The 19,691-nt window shown below is 40.0% G+C and carries 15 protein-coding genes and 1 CRISPR repeat array (1 of these 16 only partly in view); of the genes, 14 read left to right on the top strand and 1 reads right to left on the bottom strand.

All coding sequences use genetic code 11. The features are described from left to right. Positions 1 to 228 precede the first annotated feature (228 nt). The 11 genes from GLV81_RS04860 to GLV81_RS04910 all read left to right on the top strand — a co-directional run bounded on the left by GLV81_RS04860 (position 229) and on the right by GLV81_RS04910 (position 11,151). Positions 229 to 1,488, top strand: coding sequence for a WD40 repeat domain-containing protein (locus tag GLV81_RS04860; RefSeq protein ID WP_157477358.1), 1,260 nt, complete (start codon positions 229 to 231; stop codon positions 1,486 to 1,488). A 289-nt stretch (positions 1,489 to 1,777) separates the two neighbouring features. Next, the gene (locus GLV81_RS04865; RefSeq protein WP_157477361.1) at positions 1,778 to 2,581 is read left to right on the top strand and encodes a DUF3108 domain-containing protein; all 804 of its coding nucleotides are present in this window, start codon (positions 1,778 to 1,780) and stop codon (positions 2,579 to 2,581) included. A 55-nt stretch (positions 2,582 to 2,636) separates the two neighbouring features. Continuing rightward, positions 2,637 to 3,095: a hypothetical protein gene (locus GLV81_RS04870; protein ID WP_157477363.1), complete on the top strand. Its 459-nt coding sequence runs from the start codon at positions 2,637 to 2,639 to the stop codon at positions 3,093 to 3,095. A 17-nt stretch (positions 3,096 to 3,112) separates the two neighbouring features. Then, positions 3,113 to 3,934, top strand: coding sequence for a DUF3108 domain-containing protein (locus GLV81_RS04875; RefSeq protein WP_157477365.1), 822 nt, complete (start codon positions 3,113 to 3,115; stop codon positions 3,932 to 3,934). 22 nt (positions 3,935 to 3,956) lie between these two features. Then, a complete protein-coding gene (locus tag GLV81_RS04880) occupies positions 3,957 to 4,553 on the top strand; it encodes a hypothetical protein (protein WP_157477367.1) in 597 nt (198 codons plus the stop codon). Positions 4,554 to 4,738: 185 nt separating this feature from the next. Next, positions 4,739 to 5,380 carry a hypothetical protein gene (locus GLV81_RS04885; RefSeq protein ID WP_157477369.1) on the top strand — a complete coding sequence of 214 codons (642 nt, stop codon included), beginning with the start codon at positions 4,739 to 4,741 and terminating at the stop codon, positions 5,378 to 5,380. A 115-nt stretch (positions 5,381 to 5,495) separates the two neighbouring features. Further along, positions 5,496 to 5,915: a DUF1330 domain-containing protein gene (locus tag GLV81_RS04890; protein WP_157477371.1), complete on the top strand. Its 420-nt coding sequence runs from the start codon at positions 5,496 to 5,498 to the stop codon at positions 5,913 to 5,915. Further along, positions 5,912 to 6,274: a GIY-YIG nuclease family protein gene (locus GLV81_RS04895; protein ID WP_157477373.1), complete on the top strand. Its 363-nt coding sequence runs from the start codon at positions 5,912 to 5,914 to the stop codon at positions 6,272 to 6,274. The genes GLV81_RS04890 and GLV81_RS04895 overlap by 4 nt, the downstream gene beginning before the upstream one ends. 279 nt (positions 6,275 to 6,553) lie before the next feature. After that, positions 6,554 to 7,477 (top strand): serine hydrolase domain-containing protein, encoded by a 924-nt coding sequence (locus tag GLV81_RS04900; RefSeq protein WP_197428946.1) that lies wholly within the window; start codon positions 6,554 to 6,556, stop codon positions 7,475 to 7,477. Between the two features lie 666 nt (positions 7,478 to 8,143). Further along, complete coding sequence (locus GLV81_RS04905; RefSeq protein ID WP_157477377.1) at positions 8,144 to 8,641, top strand: hypothetical protein; 498 nt, start codon at positions 8,144 to 8,146, stop codon at positions 8,639 to 8,641. Between the two features lie 41 nt (positions 8,642 to 8,682). Further along, positions 8,683 to 11,151: a T9SS type A sorting domain-containing protein gene (locus tag GLV81_RS04910; RefSeq protein ID WP_157477379.1), complete on the top strand. Its 2,469-nt coding sequence runs from the start codon at positions 8,683 to 8,685 to the stop codon at positions 11,149 to 11,151. A 520-nt stretch (positions 11,152 to 11,671) separates the two neighbouring features. Here GLV81_RS04910 and GLV81_RS04915 read toward each other — a convergent pair. Continuing rightward, positions 11,672 to 12,547, bottom strand: a complete 876-nt coding sequence (locus GLV81_RS04915; protein ID WP_157477381.1) for an HIRAN domain-containing protein — start codon at positions 12,545 to 12,547, stop codon at positions 11,672 to 11,674. A gap of 873 nt (positions 12,548 to 13,420) precedes the next feature. Between GLV81_RS04915 and cas9 the strand changes: the two genes are divergently transcribed. The 3 genes from cas9 to cas2 all read left to right on the top strand — a co-directional run bounded on the left by cas9 (position 13,421) and on the right by cas2 (position 18,926). Next, positions 13,421 to 17,653: a type II CRISPR RNA-guided endonuclease Cas9 gene (gene cas9 / locus GLV81_RS04920; protein WP_281350820.1), complete on the top strand. Its 4,233-nt coding sequence runs from the start codon at positions 13,421 to 13,423 to the stop codon at positions 17,651 to 17,653. A 3-nt stretch (positions 17,654 to 17,656) separates the two neighbouring features. Further along, the gene (gene cas1 / locus GLV81_RS04925; RefSeq protein WP_157477383.1) at positions 17,657 to 18,547 is read left to right on the top strand and encodes a type II CRISPR-associated endonuclease Cas1; all 891 of its coding nucleotides are present in this window, start codon (positions 17,657 to 17,659) and stop codon (positions 18,545 to 18,547) included. Between the two features lie 73 nt (positions 18,548 to 18,620). Further along, on the top strand, positions 18,621 to 18,926 hold the full coding sequence (cas2, locus tag GLV81_RS04930; RefSeq protein ID WP_281350787.1) for a CRISPR-associated endonuclease Cas2: 306 nt from the start codon (positions 18,621 to 18,623) through the stop codon (positions 18,924 to 18,926). Positions 18,927 to 19,053: 127 nt separating this feature from the next. Then, positions 19,054 to 19,691: a CRISPR direct-repeat array (repeat unit 47 nt; unit sequence GTTGTGCAGTATCGAATGTAATCCAAAGAACGAAAGCAATTCACAAC); it runs 2,020 nt beyond the window's last position.

Here is a 19,691-nt window from a genome sequence, read left to right on the forward strand (position 1 = left end):
ATCAACGGGGGGGACCACGAATGAGCAGATAATGTTATTGCCATGGAACAAGGCAATAACATATGACCCCAACGTAACTGCAGCAGTGATTGCCATATCTGGCAATGGAGGGATAGCCGGACAGCAGGTTACTGTAGTTGTTTTGAAGGGCAGCAGTTATTTATCGACAACTCAGGCAATAGCAGACGGATCAGGAAGTTTTACAAAATCTGCGCCTGTTATAACTTTTTGAAAAGCTTTATATCAGTAAGTTTTATGGGTATTGTGAGGTATATGTTTTGCATGTTACTTTCAGCTGTATTAGCCAGTGCTGTATCTGCCCAGCCTATGAGAGGTTCGATGCTCACCGGAATAGTGAATGAAGAACAATTTGGCAGAAATGTTAAGCTTTCTGCAGATGGATCTATTCTTGCTGTTGGAGCGCCATTCAATAGTAAATATGGCGACAGGGTTGGAAGAGTAGCTGTGTACAAATTTGATGGCAGTAACTGGCAGATGATGGGTAATGAAATATGGCCAGGAAAAAAGGGCTTTAGTTTCGGTGAAATGATGGAGTTGTCGGCAGATGGCAAAAAGCTCATTGTAGCAACTCCGTTTGGTGGTGTAAGTTTTTATGATTTTGATGGCAAAGACTGGATTAAAGCGCCGCAGGTTATTCAGTTGGAGAATAACAATGACCAGATAGATGCACTAACTATCACTCCGGATGCAAAAAAGATTGCATTCAGTTTTGACTGTGCGAAGCACCGGACATTGTGCATTAACGCTTTTTATTTTGACGGGCAACAATGGTTGCAGGATGGAGGAGACATTATCCCCAGCCCTGATGTGAAAATTTACAGCCTTGCATTGTCTCTTTCGGCAAATGGGCAAATGCTGGTGGTTGGTAATTACAGTAAGGATACTAAGCAGTACAAAAATGTCGGAGAGGTACTCATATATTCAAAGGAAGCTGATAAGTGGGTAGAACAATCAACAAAGTTTTTTGGGGAATTGCCAAGCGGTAATCTTGGTATGCAGGTTGCATTGTCTACAGCTGGTAATACGATTGTTGCATCTTCTTCAAGTATGGACATATTTGGACAAAATGCAGGTTTTGTAGAAACCTACACACAAAACGGCAAGGAATGGATGCGTCATGTACCTACAATAAAGCCCACCAGAAGCAATTCTTATTTTGCTCATGCCATTTCATTGAGTGCTGATGGAACTGTACTGGCACTGAGTGCACCTTATATTGGATTTGGTGCGCCAGGTTATGTAAAAGTGTATAAAAACGGAGCATCAAGCTGGCAAGAAATAGCTATGATTAATGATAAGGGTGGCGTTGAAATATCAACTCCTGCTAATAATACTGTCGGATGGTCTATTGCGCTTTCTTCAGATAGTAAAACATTGGCTATTGGTTTTCCGCATAATGACGAGAATGGAGATATGAGCGGTAAAGTGGTGGTGTATGATTTGTCTCGCCACGTTTATCATCAGTAGGTAATGGATAAAGTAGCATACCCTTAGTGGTTGGCTACAATGCTTTGCCTAAACAAAATTTTAAGTATGAGAGTGCTAAAAGTGCTGCTAATTGTTGTGCTTGTTATAATCATTCTTTTTTAGGGGTGTTTTTTATAGCCATAATTGGGGCACCTCATTTTCAAGGGGATGACATGATTCTTATTGGTACAGTCGTATTGATAGCTCTTATTTCTCTGATAATTGTTTTGAACTGGCGTCCCCCAAAGCTATAACGTGTGTTTGAATCCTTTTCTGCTGGCAAAAAAATATGAAACAATCATTATTATTCTTGAGTATTGCTGTTGCTATACATTGTAGTGCACAATCTCTTTTATTGCCTGGCGATGCTGCTTTTGATAAAAAGCGCCTGATTGGTACAAAGTATGAGATGGCTGTATTTGCCATAACACCCAAGGGTAATCAGGTAGGTGTGAGTGATTTTACAGTAGAGGTGATACCTAATTCAACAAATTTTTCTGTATACACTTCACTTCGTATGTACGCCACTAATGAGCAATGGATTGATACCAGTATTTCAGATGCAATTACCCTTAAGCCTGTGTATCGCTCTTCATATAATCCTAACAGATCATTTGCATTGAAATTTGGTAAGGAGGTTACGGGATTTTATTTTGATCATCAAGGAAAAACGAAAAGCTATGTGAAAGAGTCTGTGAATAATTTGTTTTTCGATAGCTATGTATATCCATATCTGTTGGGTGCACTACCCTTGCAATCCGGGTACAGGGCTGATATGCGAGTGTATGAGTATACGCCAGTTAATAATGGCCATATAAAAAACTCCCGTATTGAAGAAGTAAAGAGCAGCATGTATAAAAGTGACATATCTGGTGAGCACAAAGTTTGGCAGGTGAGTGTATTTGAAGAAGCTACAAATGAGCAATACGAATACTACATTGATAAGGAGACAAGGCGTATATGGAAGATTGAAATTCTGGCAGCAAACAATCAAAAGTTTTTACTCATAAACAAAGAGATTGACTTTGACTTGGTGGTTAAAACTGTTTTTGATAAAGATGCAACTATGAAGCTGCTGAAGGAAGGTAGGTAGTGCCGTTATTAAGGGAGTAACCTATGCAAAGGACAATCCAGCTAACGAAACTTTTTTGAAAAATAAATCCCTTTTTAACATCAATAAAAAGCAATACGCCCCTTTGGGCACCTCCGTAATCTTAATTCCAGCTACGGCTTATTTTAAAGAATGGATTAGCGTAAATGAACAGTTGCGGAAGAAGGCGAGGCCCGTGCCTTTGAGTAAAGAAGCTGCTGCATGTATAAAGGTGACTACCGTGTACGATGAAAAGGGAAATTTTGAATTTACCAATCTCAAGCCTGGAGAATATTATTTGTACACTGAGTTTGCTTATTTAAAATCTGCAACACATAGAGAAGTGGTTGGGTATACCGATACCTACATTAACGGTTTTTTCCAAGGAAGTACAGAACGAACGAAAGACTATACGGTGAACTATGCAAGTTCCGCTGGTATTAAACAATTAGTGGAAATAAAGACGAACGGGGAAATATTATCTGTTATACTGAAAAAGACAGGGAGCATATTGTAATCCATAAAAAAAATGAAATGACTAGAAACTTGACATTCAAGATTACTTTATTGGTCTTTATATCATGTACTGTAGTAACGCATTTACTTGCACAGGATACGGTCCGAATTACCTCCAAAAGCCTTGATACTAAAGTTTTAAGAGAAGGTACTCACCGCTATTTGGTGTATTTTAAGATGGCTAAGGACTCTGTACGTACACAAACACAGTTTTGGACACGATTGATTAAGCGAACTGATTATAATGGCACTCCAGCTATTGAAATTACCCAGGAGTGGGAGGACAAGGACAGTGTCATGCATATTGTACAATCCATTTCGGATGCTACAACAATGCGGCCATTCTACCATAAGACATGGTGGAAAGTACCGGTAGCAAGAGGGGCGGAAGTAAAAGTTGTAAATAATACAATTGTTGATTTTTCAAGTAAAACAGTCAACTATAACGGAAAGCTGTTGAGTGATGCTGATACAACAAAGCAGGCAAAAAAAATATGGGATGGATACAAAAGTGCGGAAGGGAAGTTTTTTTTAAACTGGCATTCTGATCTTGAAACCTTTCCTATTCTGCCTTATCGCAAGGGTGTAACTTTTCTGATTCCATTTTATGATCCGGGCACATCATCTGGCTACCAAGAAGTTGCCTATACGGTAACCGGGTCTGATGTTTTGATGGGCTATAATGATCAAAAGATTGATTGCTGGCTTTTGGTACATGAAGAAAAGGGAAATAAGGAAATCTTTTGGATCAGTAAGCAAACAAAAGAGGTATTGAAATTAGAACAGGTGATTAACGATAGGATTTTCCGGTATAAAATAAAGTTGGGATTTAGCCTGTAATCTTTACCATGTATTTCTATTTATGATGCGTATTTCTATATATACACTTGCAGTATCGGCACTGCTTAGCAGTTGTTGGTCTGGTGAAACATCTTCTTTTGCTATGGTAAAAAACAATGATGAATTGAAAGCCATGGTGGTTAAGGACCAGGCGATGAGAAGTAGTGCTAAAGATGTTGATTTGGAAGCTACTGACAAGGTGCACCGGGATAGGGTTTTTGAATTGTTGGCAGCTGGCCGCATTCAGACGAATGAAGACAAGTTGAATGCTGCATTGATTTTGCAGCACATGGCTCTCATCTATTGTAATGATAAATTGAAGAGTGTTAGCCCTGAGAATTACCTGCTGGCGTACCAACTGTCAAAAAGTGCGTTTGAGGCAGGGGATGAAAGAGCGGCTTATTTTGTTGCTACAACGTATGACCGGTATTTACTTTATACGCAAGGGTATCAGAAATATGGGACACAACGGATTTTTGATGAGCAGACTGGCGCAGAAATGTTGGCGCCCATAGATTCGGGAACAACTGATGCAGAACGACGCATGTATTCTGTTCCAGCTTTTGACAGTTTGTTGCGACAATATACAATGCAACCATTTAAACCACAAGGCAGTTGAATGTTATGCGCTGTGTTATGTGTCGCCCCAATTTGTAAGCACAGTGGCATTGTAATTCATTCATTTCTGCCTCAAGCCTTTTTGATAATGAAAATGGATTTAATAATGTGTTCAATATTACAACCAGGAAATAGCATTTAGCAATGCCTCATCTGCTTCTTTACACTTTAAATCAACCGAATGGAATGAGCATCATTGACCGACTACAAGAGAAAAAATGGGTAATCCTATTTGTTATTTATTTACGATACTTAATAGGTGCTGCGTTTGTTTTTGCATCGATTGTAAAAATCCAGGGGAACCGTTTTACAACAGGTATAGGCATTGATGCGCCAATTCACAGCGCTTTGCATTTTTTTGAAACTCTCTATCAATCTGGCCTGTATTGGAAATTTTTAGGATGGAGTCAATTAATTGTTGGATTTATCTTGATGACTCAACGATTTGCGGCTCTTGGAGCTGTGCTGTTTTTGCCTGTTTCCCTTAACATTTTTGTTATCACTGTTTCGTATGATTTTGGTGGTACTCCGGTTATAACCGGACTTATGTTGCTGGCTAATATTTTTCTGATGATTTGGGACTATAGGAAATTCGCATTGTTGCTTAATATGAAAGGAAATACAACGAATAATAAAGTAATACTCCTTGACAGCTTTTCAGGAGATAAGTTATGGATGGTTCTGGGATTGGTATTGTTTGTAACGACAGTCGTTTATGTTTTGATGTACGACAGAAAACCTACGCAATGGTTTTTGGCTTGCCTTGTGTTAGGGGTGACGGGGATGATTATTCATTCCGTGAAACATAGAGACATCATTGACAAGTGATAAGAGTATTTTAGAATGCGGTAGGTTTGGTAATAAGGGAAGATCGGTATTCTAATTTATTTCTAAGATTCTAAAAGCATACAATTTCAAACACTAAAACAAAAAATTAAATAATATGGACAATACCTATTTAATGCCAACACAAGAAGCCGGGCGAAAATTTATCATGCGGCAAATACAAGGAGGTATAGTGATGCTGAACTTGCTACGTTTTCGTGAAACAGCTGACTATTCAGATACTCCTGTGCTGCAACCGGCAGCGCCAATAAGTGGTAAACAGGCTTATCAACTTTATATTGAACATACGTTGCCATTCCTGACTAAGTCGGGTGGAGAAGTGTTGTTTATGGGTGAGGGAGGTGACTTTTTAATTGGACCAGCAGATGAAAGATGGGATGCTGTATTGTTAATCAAGCAGCATAGTGTGAACAGCTTTCTTGCTTTTGAAAATGATGAAGCTTACATGAAAGGAATAGGACATAGAACTGCCGCATTAGCTGATTCCAGACTTTTACCAATTGTTGAAACAAAATGAAATCTAAAAAGGAAATAAAAGACGGTTACAAAACGATGAAATTTAAAATTGGCGTATTTCAAATCAGGAATACAGTCAATAACAAAATTTATATTGAGAGTAGCACAGATTTGGTTGCCATTTGGAACAGACACAGGTTTCAGCTCAATAACGGACTTCACCCAAACTTTGATCTGCAACATGATTGGAATGAATTCGGACAGGCGTGTTTCAGCTTTGAAATTTTAAGTGAACTAAAGCAAGACGATACAAAGTCAGTTGATCACTATCGTAAAGAGGCCAAGCAGCTTGAAACAATGTTTATTGAAGATTTACAGCCATTTGGTGATAAGGGATATAATAGGGAACGGTTAGCATAAAATGGGATGTATATATCATAGTGGTGGAGGCCAATGTTGAAGGATTTTATGAAAACCGTTTTCAACCCCTGTTGTTAAAGGTGGGAGGTATGCTATTGACATCATATTATTTCAGGTAAGATCATCAAGATTGCAGCTCTTTAGCCTAACCGAGTGGCTCGTAAGTCAGGAATCATGAAAGGGATATTATCGGCTTAGCTGTATGTGTATTTACATTTTCATCATTGATACGTTCGAAACAATTTTAATTCCTCAGTGAATATGAACAAAATGATCTCCTTGGTAGTAACGCTTGTTTGTGTTTCTGTATCAACCATGGCTTTGAGTCAGCGAAATATTAACGCAGATTCTATCAGGGTTGCATTTGCTATTCCAGAATTAAGCTATGCTGTGGTGCAGGCAGATTCTATACCTGTGATGCATGCGTTTGGCTATCACTCAGTTATGAGTAAAGACACTGCAAGTTTAAACGACCGGTTTCACATAGGTTCAAATACCAAGGCTATGACTGCATATTTAATCGCCAAATATGTAGAGAAAGGTAACTTGACTTGGCAAACCCATTTTTTTGATTTGTACCCTGAATGGAAATTATCTTCAAACCCAGCCTTTTACAATATAACGCTGCTGGATTTGCTTTCTCACAGGTCTTTTGTTCAGCCGTTTCAGGGGTTTGAAGATCCGGAAATACCAGCTTTTACTGGTTCAAAACAACTGCGTAGGAGTTTGTTTGGAAAATTCGTATTGACGTTGCCAGTTGCCAAAAAGGATAGTTTATCTGACTTTGTTTATTCGAACGCCGGCTACACATTAGCTGCACTAATGCTTGAAAAAGCTACAGGTAAATCGTGGGAAGAATTAGTGATTCGAGTATTTAATGATGAGATGCATTTGAATGTACAATTCTCTTGGCCGGACAATCAAACAAAGAAAGATACCTGGGGGCATTATTTTGACAATGGCCAATTAATTCCTGTTCCTTCGAATACAGATTTCCTGATTGATTATACAGAGCCGGCCGGAGATATCAATTTACCCTTTAAGGACTATGTGAAGTTTATCCAACTTCACTTGCAAGGTTTAAATGGAATGAAAAATTATCTGGATGCATCAACTTATCAATTGTTGTTGCAGGGTATATCCGGGTATTCATTAGGATGGTTTAATATCGATGAAAACGGAAGAAGCTTGGTCTACACATAGCGGAACTGTGGGCACCTATTATACTGTAACACATATAGACAGGACAAGGAAAGTAGCCTACATCATATTTACGAACTCATTTACAGAAGATACACAAAAGGGAGTAAGGACTTTAATGAGAAAGCTTAAAGAATATTATGGCAACTAGTATGAACGAAGAATCTTGACTCATTCTTCCCCATAGTTTAATGCCTTGATGTGTATGATGCCATATTGGGCCAACTTATTGCTAAAGAGCGGAAGTTGACTGGTTGGCAGTTTGGCAAGTATTTGCTCAATGCCAGGTAGAATGACGGGTATAGCCAATATGCATGTTGGCTGAAACTTCCTGGTTCGTGAGACATGAATTATGGTTGGTTTTTCATGCACAATTAGTTGGCAGAAAACTATTACTCGATCTGGCATAAACGAGGGTATAGGATTTACTGCGTTGTGCGATGGATATTTATTTTTTCCGGGCAATACAGGCAGCAATGACTATGATATTACTAATTATTGCTGTGGTTTGACTAATGGCTTGTAAAGGTTGAAGGTTAAGTATTGCACAGTGTCTTTTAAGCTATTTCATTCTTTCAAATATGAAAGTCGCCATTAAGTTTTTGGCTAGAAAGTTCTTCCCCAATGTATAAATGCTTTGTTGACTATTTACCATTTAAATATAACATCATGAAGTTCATCCATTTAAAAACACTCTTAGGGTTTGCTTTTTCAATAGCACTTTCACTTTCACTTTATTCTTGTTGTAAAACAATGGTGTGTGAAACCTACTCTATTAAAAACATTTATGTATCTGGATTTACTAAAGCGGAAAGTGACACATTCATTATCCGCAGGTATCAACAAGCAACAAATTTTGCTGATAAAATTGATACCCTACTTGTGGCCAGAGATAAAAATGCAACCTATTCTGATTTTGCGGATGGAATTACAAGTGCAGTCAATTTAGATATTGAAGTTCAATATGCCATCACTGCCGGGTATGATTATGAGCTTTATTTTCCTGCAACAAATACACTAAGAAGAATAACAGCATTTACTGATGTGCAAGGTGATGTTAAGTATTGCAGGCCCTCATTGGGGAGAAATGCTTGTATGAATCAACTTCATTCTCTTAAAGTAGACGGCATATTGTTTACAGGTGTTTTCCCCTATATAGTCAAGTGACATTGAATACTATTTGATTCATATAAAATCATCAATCCGCAATGAATACCTCTTCAAACAAGCGAATAATATACGGGATACTCTTTATTAATGCGATAGCAATTTTCATAAGCTGCTTTGCCACTGCTCAAACAACGTATTATGTAGATATTGCCCGACCTGATAATTCAGGTGCAGGTACAAGCTGGGCAGCAGCAAAGAAAGATCTACAGGTTGCCATCAATATTGCATCAAGTGGAGATCAGATATGGGTTAAGGCTGGCACTTATTTGCCTACTCATGACCCGTTTGCAAACACTACCCCTTCGAACAACCGGGATAAAGTGTTTAGTTTAAAAAATGGGGTTACAATTTATGGTGGTTTTGCTGGTACGGAAACCTTGCTTTCGCAACGTAACGTTCGGAGCAATGTAACTATTCTAAGTGGGGATCTTGGTGTTGTAAATACGGTAAATGATAATGCATACCATGTGGTGCTTTCGGTAAACTGTACAAATGCCACAAGGCTGGATGGTTTTTCAATTATGAAAGGTTATGCAGTTGCAGTGAGCGGCTCCGGCATTACAGTAGGCGGCAGGCGTATAGAAAGATTTAAAGGTGGCGGCGTAAGTAATTACTATTCTGCAACTACTTTTGCAAACTGTATTATTACAGAAAATAGTGCTGATTGTACTGATACAGGCGATGATTCGTGGGGAGCAGGTATGGATTGTTATCTTTCAACTTCTTCAATTGAAAACTGTTCGTTTGCTGGCAACAGTTTTTTAATGGGTGGTGGCAGTTTTGGTGTGTTTGGTGCAGGGATAAGCATTATTGGTTCTGGAACTACAATCAATAAATGTTTGTTTTATAGTAACTCGAGTGGTTCTGGTTTTTTGGATGGTTCGAGAGGTGGTGCTTTATATCTTGTTGGTACCGCTACGATTACAAACTCTGTTTTTTATAATAACACTGCAAGTAATGGTGCAGCCTTGTCGATGGGTGGTGCAGCCGACAACACATCAGCTATTACCAACTGTAGTTTTGTCAATAATACGTCTTTGTATGCGGGAACTGCTTATTCAGGTTTCTCAAAAAGTCAATTTCGCAATTGCGTATTCTGGAATAACAGCCCTACGATAACATCCATTCCTGGGCGAAATGAAATTTACAGCCAGGAAACGATGATAGCTAATCAGCCCACTTTTACGAATTGCATTATTCGGGATGCAACTGGCGCACCAATTGCTGTTACCAATACAACAGTAATCAATTCATTAAACGGAAATCCACTTTTTGTTTCACAGGCAGATGGTGATGGTTTAGATAATATTTGGGGTACAGGTGATGATGGGCTACGCTTACAATGTGCGTCTCCTGCCATTGGAGCTGGTACTGGTGTAACACCCACTGATGATTTATTAAACCTGTCTCGTACCACTACGATCGATATAGGCGCTTATGAAGGTGGGTATACTTCTTCTTCATTTAATTCGATATCATCAGTCAACACTACGGTTCAGCTTGTGCAAAATGCTACAGGGGTTACACATTATTCTGATTGTAGTAATGACTTAGTTGAAGTTCAGTCGGGTGGAGCCTGTACTATAGGTGGAACTGTTACAGCAAAGGTTTGGATAGAAACAGTGCAGCCATCTAACTACGTTAAGCGACATTATGAAATTACTCCACAGCAAAATACAACAACCGCTACAGGCAGGGTAACGCTTTATTTCAGGCAGCAGGAGTTTGCGGACTTCAATGCTGTTAATACAATTAAGCTTCCAACAGGCCCGGCAGATGCTGCAGGCATTGCGAACATTCACATAGAAAAGAGAGGTGGCACTAGCAGCAATGGTACGGGATTACCTGAGACCTATTCGGGAACGATACAAACAATCAATAATGCTGCTTTGGCAATATCCTGGAATGCAGCAGCCGCAAGATGGGAAATAAGTTTTGATGTAACCGGCTTCAGTGGTTTTTTTGTAAAAACACAGGTGTCTATATTGCCATTGCAGTTATTAAGATTTTCAGGTAACAGCGTTGCATCATGCAATCAATTGCAATGGCAAACAGCGGATGAACGAAACACAAAAGAATTTTTGATAGAAAAAAGTGTTGATGGAATTGCGTTTCATTCTCTTGCAACCAGACCAGCAGCAGGGAGTGGAAATAATCAGTATCAGTATAATGACTGTTCAATTGCTTCCGGCAAAACCTTTTACAGGCTAAAATTGATTGATAATGATGGTCGTTTTTCCTACAGTTCAATCTTGTCAATTGATAATAGCGCACGACTTTCTTTGAGTATACATCCCAATCCAGCTAAAGATCTTGTATTAATTTCTTCCAGTGATGTTTCATTGATAAAGACAAGTGTATCGGTTACTGATGCAGCTGGCAGGTTGGTAATACAACAAGTTATTGGCAGCTTCCCTCATTCATTAGATATTGAAAAACTACCTGCGGGATTGTATCATTTGCATTTCAGCAATGGAGAAACGCTCAAAATGGTAAAGGAGAAATGATAAGGTGCTAATGTTTGCCTTACAATGGGTTGCACATAAGGTAAATAATTTTGAAAGCTTCATAAGGTATAACCTGATGAACCTTTCAACAAGGGGTTGTTTGCCCTGATTTGCTGCGATGCTATTTTTAGCCAGCTTACTGGTAAAGTGGTAGGGTGGTAGGTTGGTAAGTTGGCAGGAGTGGGTAATGGTCTGGCATTATACCCTGTATGACCAAAACGTTCACTTGGCGCAGCCGGAGCTGGCTGCTCGGCCGCGCCAAGTGAATGGCGGTATATGCACTAATGGGTATAGGAATTAGATGTAGGGAGAGTAGTTATTCGTGAGGCACAAATCACTGGGTTTACATGATATTACATTCAAGAAAAGTTCGCTGTGAAGCGGAGTTTGTTGTCGTCGCATTTGGCTACGCTTGCGCTTAGTGAATTCAATACGCGAATGCAATTTTTGCCAAATATCATTTGGAGCCGCTGACATGTCTTCCATGATTCGTGAGACACAAATAATGGCGGATAACTATCTACTGCATGATGGCATCAAAAAACAGGCGGCCTTCTTTGTCGGTAACTTCAGTAAAGCGTTGGATTCGGGCAGAGAGTTCTGCCAGCCGGTCTATATTGGCCACCACATAGCCATTTTCTGCAAAGTGGCCATCAATGTTTACTATTTCATCATCCAGAGCTTTTACCACATCATCCAGCTGCAAATCTTGCGGCAGCCTGTTGCGGTTGATGATGATTCTCGATTCCTGTACAGCCAGCTCCATGTTTTCAGCAGTATTAAAACCTTCGTGGATGAGCTGGTAAACTCTGTCGTTATCGCTATGGTCTACCAACCTTATGTAGAAGTCGTCGGCGTTTTGTATTTCCTTTCGTCCGTGGTGCGGGGCCAGTTGGGCATAGCTTACCCTTGTCAGGCGGTCGTTGCTGCTTCTTAAGGTGCGGTAATTCGGGCTTTCTATAGTGGTAAGATAACTGGCGGTTTCCGGCAGAGGCTCGTTGGTTATTTCTTTGAGCACATACACGGCTATGGCTACATGCTCCCAGGCTTGTGCCTTGGGTTCAATATGCGTTATTTCTGCCAGCAGTTCTACCACCTGCGCATCCATGAGCCTGCTCAATATTTCGTTTTCTTCTCTTGGGATGTAGCCTATCATGTGCGGGCAGTAGTACAGGGCAATGGCGCAGGCATCATGCTCGTTTTGTGGCTCCCGCTGAAGCTCCAGCAACTGGCCCACCGTCATTTGCTCCAAAAGCTTGGGCCCTTGGTGAAACCGAAAGCCCCGAACAAAGCACTGCAACAAATATACTTTTTGATACTGCTTTATTAATGCCTTGGGCAGTGCGCCTACGCCGAATAAACTAATGAGGTTTTTTATAAAAGTGGTGCGGTTCATATTGGTAGTTGATGGTTGGCAGATGACAGGAATACAGCCAGCCAACTTCTGCCATGCTATTTTTTATTGCCTGCAAACCTTTACTTTTTAAGTGCAGAGGATTGCGGGCCATTGCACCCTATGCAGCTTTCGGGCTGCATATTTTTTTGTACAGATGTCAAATGAAGGGTTCAGTAGAGCCAAAAAAGTGCAGTAAACCTTACCTTTTCATCTTTTAAGCATTTAAATTTATGACGTTTCCTGCTTTTTAAACTATAGAACTTCAAAGAGGTATGGAACTTTGCTTTAAAAATATTTTGTTGGAATATGGGAAGTAAGGATATTTAGGTAGAGCAATTCCCAGTTACGGGTGTAACAACACTGCCTGGGAGCGTGATGACATAACGACTGCGTGTGATGCAGGCGTTTGAATACCTGTACCAGTCGGAAACGCTCCTTATTTTAAACCCCGTTTTATGCAAGTGGTTGCTTTATGGCTGCAATGTCTCTTTTTAATTGGCTTTATTCAGGATATTCCCTCTGCACTAACACGATCGTTCAAAATCAGTTGTGTGAGTTCCACAATCTATTCCAGGCTTATGCGCAGGGTTGGACAGTATGAATTCTTATACAGTTGGTATTATAGGATGCAGCATGAGGGAATAAAAAAGCCCCGCAGATAGGCGAGGCGCTAAATGTTTTCACAACGGAATAATCCTTATTGTGAATTGCTTTCGAAACATGAAAATAAACCTTACCGTAATATGAACAAAAAAATTTTGGGATTGGATTTGGGAACCAACTCCATTGGATGGGCTTTAATAGAACAGGACACTGACCTGCGAAAAGGTGCAATACTAGGAATGGGTAGCAGGATTATTCCCATGTCTCAGGATATACTTTGGTGAATTTGGAAAAGGTAATTCTGTATCGCAAACTGCAGAAAGAACAGGATACAGAGGCGTGAGGAGATTGAGGGAGCGGTATTTATTGAGACGAGAACGCCTACACAGAGTACTACATGTTTTAAACTTTTTACCGGCTCATTTCGACAATCAAATAGACTTTGACAAAAGACCCGGAAAATTCAAGAATGAAGCAGAACCTAAAATTGCGTATGATGAGCATGGTTTTGTATTCAAAGATTCCTTTGCGGAAATGTTGGCTGATTTTAAAACACAACAGCCCAACTTACTGCTCAACAAAAAAGGTGAGCCTGCCTTAGTGCCTTACGACTGGACTCTTTATTACTTGAGAAAAAAGGCGCTTACTAAAAAAATAGAACGAGCTGAGTTAGCTTGGATTTTATTGAATTTCAATCAAAAAAGAGGCTACTACCAATTAAGGGGTGAAGAGGAAGAAGAAATGCCAAATAAGTTGGTTGAGTTCCATTCGTTGAAAATTGTAGATGTTGTAGCAGATGCTCCACAACCAGGTAAAAATGAAGTTTGGTATTCCGTTCATTTAGAAAATGGCTGGGTATATCGACGGTCCAGTAAAATAGCTTTATACGACTGGAAAGACAAAACCAAAGACTTTATTGTAACTACAGATATCAACGAAGATGGGTCTTACAAAACTGATAAAGATGGTGTAGTGAAACGCAGTTTCAGAGCACCCGGTGAATCAGACTGGACCTTGGTGAAAAAGAAAACTGAGAAAGAAATAATTCACTCCAATAAAACTGTTGGCGCATATATTTATGACGCATTGCTTCAAAATCCAAAGCAGAAAATAAAAGGTAAGCTGGTTCGGACAATAGAGAGAAAGTTTTACAAAGAAGAACTGAGGCAAATACTGAAGGCGCAAATTCAATTTCATGCCGAATTGCAGGATACAGCATTATACAACGATTGTGTAAGAGAGCTTTACAGAAATAATGAACTGCATCAAACATCTCTAAGTAAAAGAGATTTCCTGCATTTGTTTCTCGAGGACATCATTTTTTATCAGCGACCACTTAAAAGCAAAAAGAATACGATTTCAAACTGCCCTCTTGAATTCAGAAATGTGAGAGGGGAAAATGGGGTAACGCAGATTCAAAGTATTCAGGCCATTCATAAGTCAAATCCCTATTATCAGGAGTTTCGGCTTTGGCAGTGGATTTATAACCTCAGTATTTACAGAATAGAAGATGATCTTAATGTAACTCAAGAATTTTTGTCTGATGTTGATGGAATAGTTTCTCTTTTCAGTTATTTGAATTGCAGGCGTGAAGTAGAACAGCACCATGTAATTGAATTTTTACTCATGCGAAAGCTCGATGTAAAAAAAGTGCCGAAGGCCGAAATTCAACAGTATCGTTGGAATTATGTAGCAGATAAAAAATATCCTTGTAATGAAACTTATTCGCTGATTGCAACAAGGCTTGAGAAAGTAGATGGAGTTGAAAAGACCTTTTTAACAAAGGAGATAGAGCACAAGCTTTGGCATATTATCTATTCGGTAACAGACAAAATTGAATTTGAAAAGGCATTGAACAGCTTTGCTGCAAAGCATAATCTCGATAAGATTTCTTTTGTAGAAGCCTTTAAAAAAACAGCACCATTTAAAAATGAATATGGTTCATTTTCGGAAAAGGCCATCAAGAAACTCTTGCCTTTAATGCGTTGCGGTCGCTATTGGAATTGGGATAATATTCATGAGCAAGTACAAGAGAGGATACAAAAAATAATAACAGGTGAGTACGATGCAACCATAAAAGATAAGGTAAGGGATAAGGCGATAAACCTTACCAAAGAAGAATATTTTCAAGGAATTCCACTTTGGTTGGCTCAATACATTGTATACGGCCGACATTCTGAAGCGGCTTCTACTGAAAAATGGAATAGTGCAAACGATATCCATTGGTTTTTGGATGTGAAAAATCCGGATGGCTTTAAACAGCATTCTCTGCGTAATCCGATTGTAGAGCAGGTTGTAACCGAGACCTTACGGGTAGTAAAAGATATTTGGACTAAATACGGAGAAGGGCGGAAGGATTTTTTTAACGAGATTCATATTGAGCTCGGAAGGGAAATGAAAAACACAGCTGATGAACGTGCAGATTTGACGAAGCGAATTACTGAAAATGAAAATACGAACCTACGTGTTAAATCTTTGCTCATAGAAATGTTGCAGGACCCTGATGTTGCTAACGTACGTCCATACTCGCCGACGCAACAAGAGATTTTGAAAATCTTTGAAGAGGGTGTTTTAAATTCAGACATTGAGATTGCAGAAGATATTTTGAAAATCAGCAAAACTGCACAACCCACTTCTGCTGAGCTCAGGCGCTACAAGTTATGGCTTGAGCAAAAATACCGGTCACCCTATACGGGGGAAATCATTCCCTTGAATAAACTCTTTACACCTGACTATGAAATAGAGCATATCATTCCGCAAAGCAGGTATTTTGATGACAGCATGAGTAATAAAGTTATTTGCGAAGCTGCTGTCAATAAGCTAAAAGACAATTGCGTTGGCTTAGAGTTCATCAAAGAATTTCATGGCAGTATAGTAGATTGTGGATTGGGCAAACAGGTTAAAGTATTTGAGGTAGATGCATATGAAGCTTTTGTAAAGCAGCATTATGCCAAAAACCGTAGTAAGCGTAATAAATTATTGCTTGAGGATATACCAGAAAAAATGATTGAGCGGCAATTAAATGATACCCGCTATATCAGTAAGTATATATCGGCGTTGCTCTCGAAAATAGTTCGTGTAGATACAAACGATGATGGGTTCAACTCAAAGAACGTATTGCCCGGCAATGGAAAGATTACTACAGAGCTCAAAAAGGACTGGGGCTTACATGATGTTTGGAATGATTTAATCTTGCCACGCTTTGAGCGGCTAAATCAGATATGTAATACCAGTCATTTCACTACGTGGAATGAAAACTATCAGAAATACTTGCCTACCGTGCCGATTGAACTATCCAGGGGTTTCTCCAAAAAGCGTATTGATCACCGTCATCATGCAATGGATGCTCTGGTCATCGCTTGTGCTACACGTGACCATGTCAATTTACTCAACAATCAATCTGCTAATTCGGATACTAAACGGTACGATCTCAAGCGAAAGCTGATGAGGTTTGAAAAAGTTTCATACGTAGATTCCAGAACCGGGGAACTGATTACACGGGAGGTACCCAAACAATTTATAAAACCGTGGGAAAGTTTTACTGTAGATGCGAAAACGATGATTGAGCATGTTGTAGTGAGTTTTAAGCAAAACCTACGGGTGATTAATAAGGCAACAAACTATTATGAAAAATGGGTGGAAGAAGATGGCCTGAAAGAAAAGAAAAGGGTCAGTCAACAAGGCGTTAATTGGGCTATCCGTAAAGCCATGCATAAAGAAACTGTTTCTGGTAAAGTAATACTTCCTCGTATAAAAGTGCCTGCCGGTAAGATTATTACCGCTACCAGAAAGAGTCTTGACATTTCATTTGATAAGTCAGCCATTGATTCTATTACTGATACTGGTATTCAAAAAATACTAACCAATTACCTTACAGCTAAAGCTGGTAATCCAGAGATTGCTTTTTCGCCGGAGGGTATTGAAGACCTGAACAAAAACATTGCTCACTACAATGATGGCAAATGGCATCAACCCATTTACAAGGTTCGTGTGTTTGAAGTAGGCAGCAAGTTTGCTGTTGGGCAGTTTGGTAACAAGAAGCATAAATACGTTGAGGCTGCAAAAGGTACCAATCTATTTTTTGCTGTGTATGCTGATGCCAACAATAAGAGAAGTTTTGCATCTATTCCTTTGAACGAAGTGATAGAAAGACAAAAACAAGGGTTGCCGCCTGTGCCTGAGTTGAACGAAAAAGGCCATCGGTTGCTATTTCATTTGTCGCCCAACGATTTGGTATATGTAATGACAGAAGAGGAAATTGAAAATCGGCAAGAAAACTTTATGCTGAGAAAAGGATTTATACCTGCAGAACGAATCTACAAATTCGTTAGTTGTACCGGAAATGAAGGTCATTTCGTGCCTATGTCTTATGCTTCACCAATCTTAAAAAATGAAATGGGTACAAATAATAAAAGTCAGAACATAGTTAATGGGCAAATTCAAATAAAAACTTTTTGTGCAAAGCTATCTATTGACCGTCTTGGTTATGTAAAACTCCAATAAGAAATGATCAAACGCACCCTCTACTTTGGCAATCCGGCTTACCTCAAAACCAGCAACGATCAACTGGTAGTAGAGCGGAAAGACGAGGATGTCAAAAGTATCCCCATTGAAGATGTAGGACTGGTGATATTGGATCATCAGCAAATCACCATCAGTCAGGCACTCATGGCTAAACTGCTGGCCAATAATGTAGCTCTCATTACCTGCAACGAAACCCACCATCCGGTGGGTTTGTTGCTTACGCTGGATGGGCATACGCTGCACAGCCAGCGGTTTCAGCAGCAGCTGGATTGCAGTGTGCCACTCAAAAAGCAATTATGGGCACAAACCATTGAAGCTAAAATTCGGAATCAGGCTGCATTGCTAACGGAGCGAAGGATAGAGTGTAAGTATTTACAAGTACTTGCCGGGTCGGTAAAAAGCGGAGACACTGGCAATAACGAGGCCAAGGCTGCGCAGTTTTATTGGAGCAGATTTTTTCCTGATTTTTTAGACTTTACCCGCAACAGAGAAGGCCCGCCACCCAACAACCTGCTTAATTATGGGTATGCTATCCTGCGGGCCGTGGTGGCCCGTGCATTGGTAGGTAGTGGTTTGCTACCTGTGATGGGCATTCATCACCGCAACCAGTATAATGCGTATTGCCTGGCAGACGATATCATGGAGCCGTATCGTCCATATGTAGATAGCGTAGTGTACCAATTGGTACGAAACCATGGTCGCTTTTTGGAGCTTAGCCCCGGCATGAAACAGCAGCTGCTGACCATACCTGCCATGGATGTACAGATAGACGGGCAAACAAGTCCTTTGATGAATGCGGTAACCAGGACTACCAGCAGCGTTGCCAAGTGTTTTGCAGGTGACGTTCGTAAGATTGTCTATCCGGCATTATAATGGCTTATTGGCTCATTCAATCGTTTGTACAAGTAGAAACATGTTTCAAAACCGACTAAATGCCTACCGAGTTATGTGGGTGATTGTGATGTATGACCTGCCGACAGATACTAAGCTTGACCGGAAGCATGCTGCGAGATTCAGGAAAGACATGTTGAAAGACGGATTTCAAATGTTTCAGTTCAGCATGTATTTACGGCATTGCCCTAGTAGTGAAAATGCAGAAGTGCATGTGAAAAGGGTAAAAAGATTATTGCCACCAAACGGGCATGTAGGCATCATTACTATTACCGATAAGCAATTTGGCATGATGGAAATATTTCGGGGGAAAGAACCTGAGAAAACGCCAGCAGGTGCACAGCAGTTGGAGATGTTTTAGGGATTTATGGTTTTAGCTTAAAGAGAAAACCGACCATTCGGGCAGGCTGTTCAATGCCAGAATGGTCGGTTTTTTCATTCCATTCGATTGGCTAACTGCTTGTGCCACAAGGGCTTTGGCGAAGTCTGTTGTGCAGTATCGAATGTAATCCAAAGAACGAAAGCAATTCACAACACCAGGTTGTATCTACCTGATTTTTCATCGTTGTGCAGTATCGAATGTAATCCAAAGAACGAAAGCAATTCACAACCGACTGTCATTCTTTTGGCTATCATTGATTGTTGTGCAGTATCGAATGTAATCCAAAGAACGAAAGCAATTCACAACTGGTAGTCGAGTATCTCACCCGTCTTTTCGGTTGTGCAGTATCGAATGTAATCCAAAGAACGAAAGCAATTCACAACGCGATAATCTTGCCATCTCTGAAGATGCAAGTTGTGCAGTATCGAATGTAATCCAAAGAACGAAAGCAATTCACAACGCGGTTCGTTGGTTTCACGTGTAGGGCGTTGTTGTGCAGTATCGAATGTAATCCAAAGAACGAAAGCAATTCACAACACGATTCCGGGTCGCTGGCTTTCAGGCCTTGTTGTGCAGTATCGAATGTAATCCAAAGAACGAAAGCAATTCACAACTGTACTTGGTTACGTGCTCAGCAGGCAGCGGTTGTGCAGTATCGAATGTAATCCAAAGAACGAAAGCAATTCACAACGTGGAGCAATGCGCTGCGCAAGGTGACCATGTTGTGCAGTATCGAATGTAATC

Source organism: Phnomibacter ginsenosidimutans, from assembly GCF_009740285.1.
Lineage (GTDB): Bacteria > Bacteroidota > Bacteroidia > Chitinophagales > Chitinophagaceae > Phnomibacter > Phnomibacter ginsenosidimutans.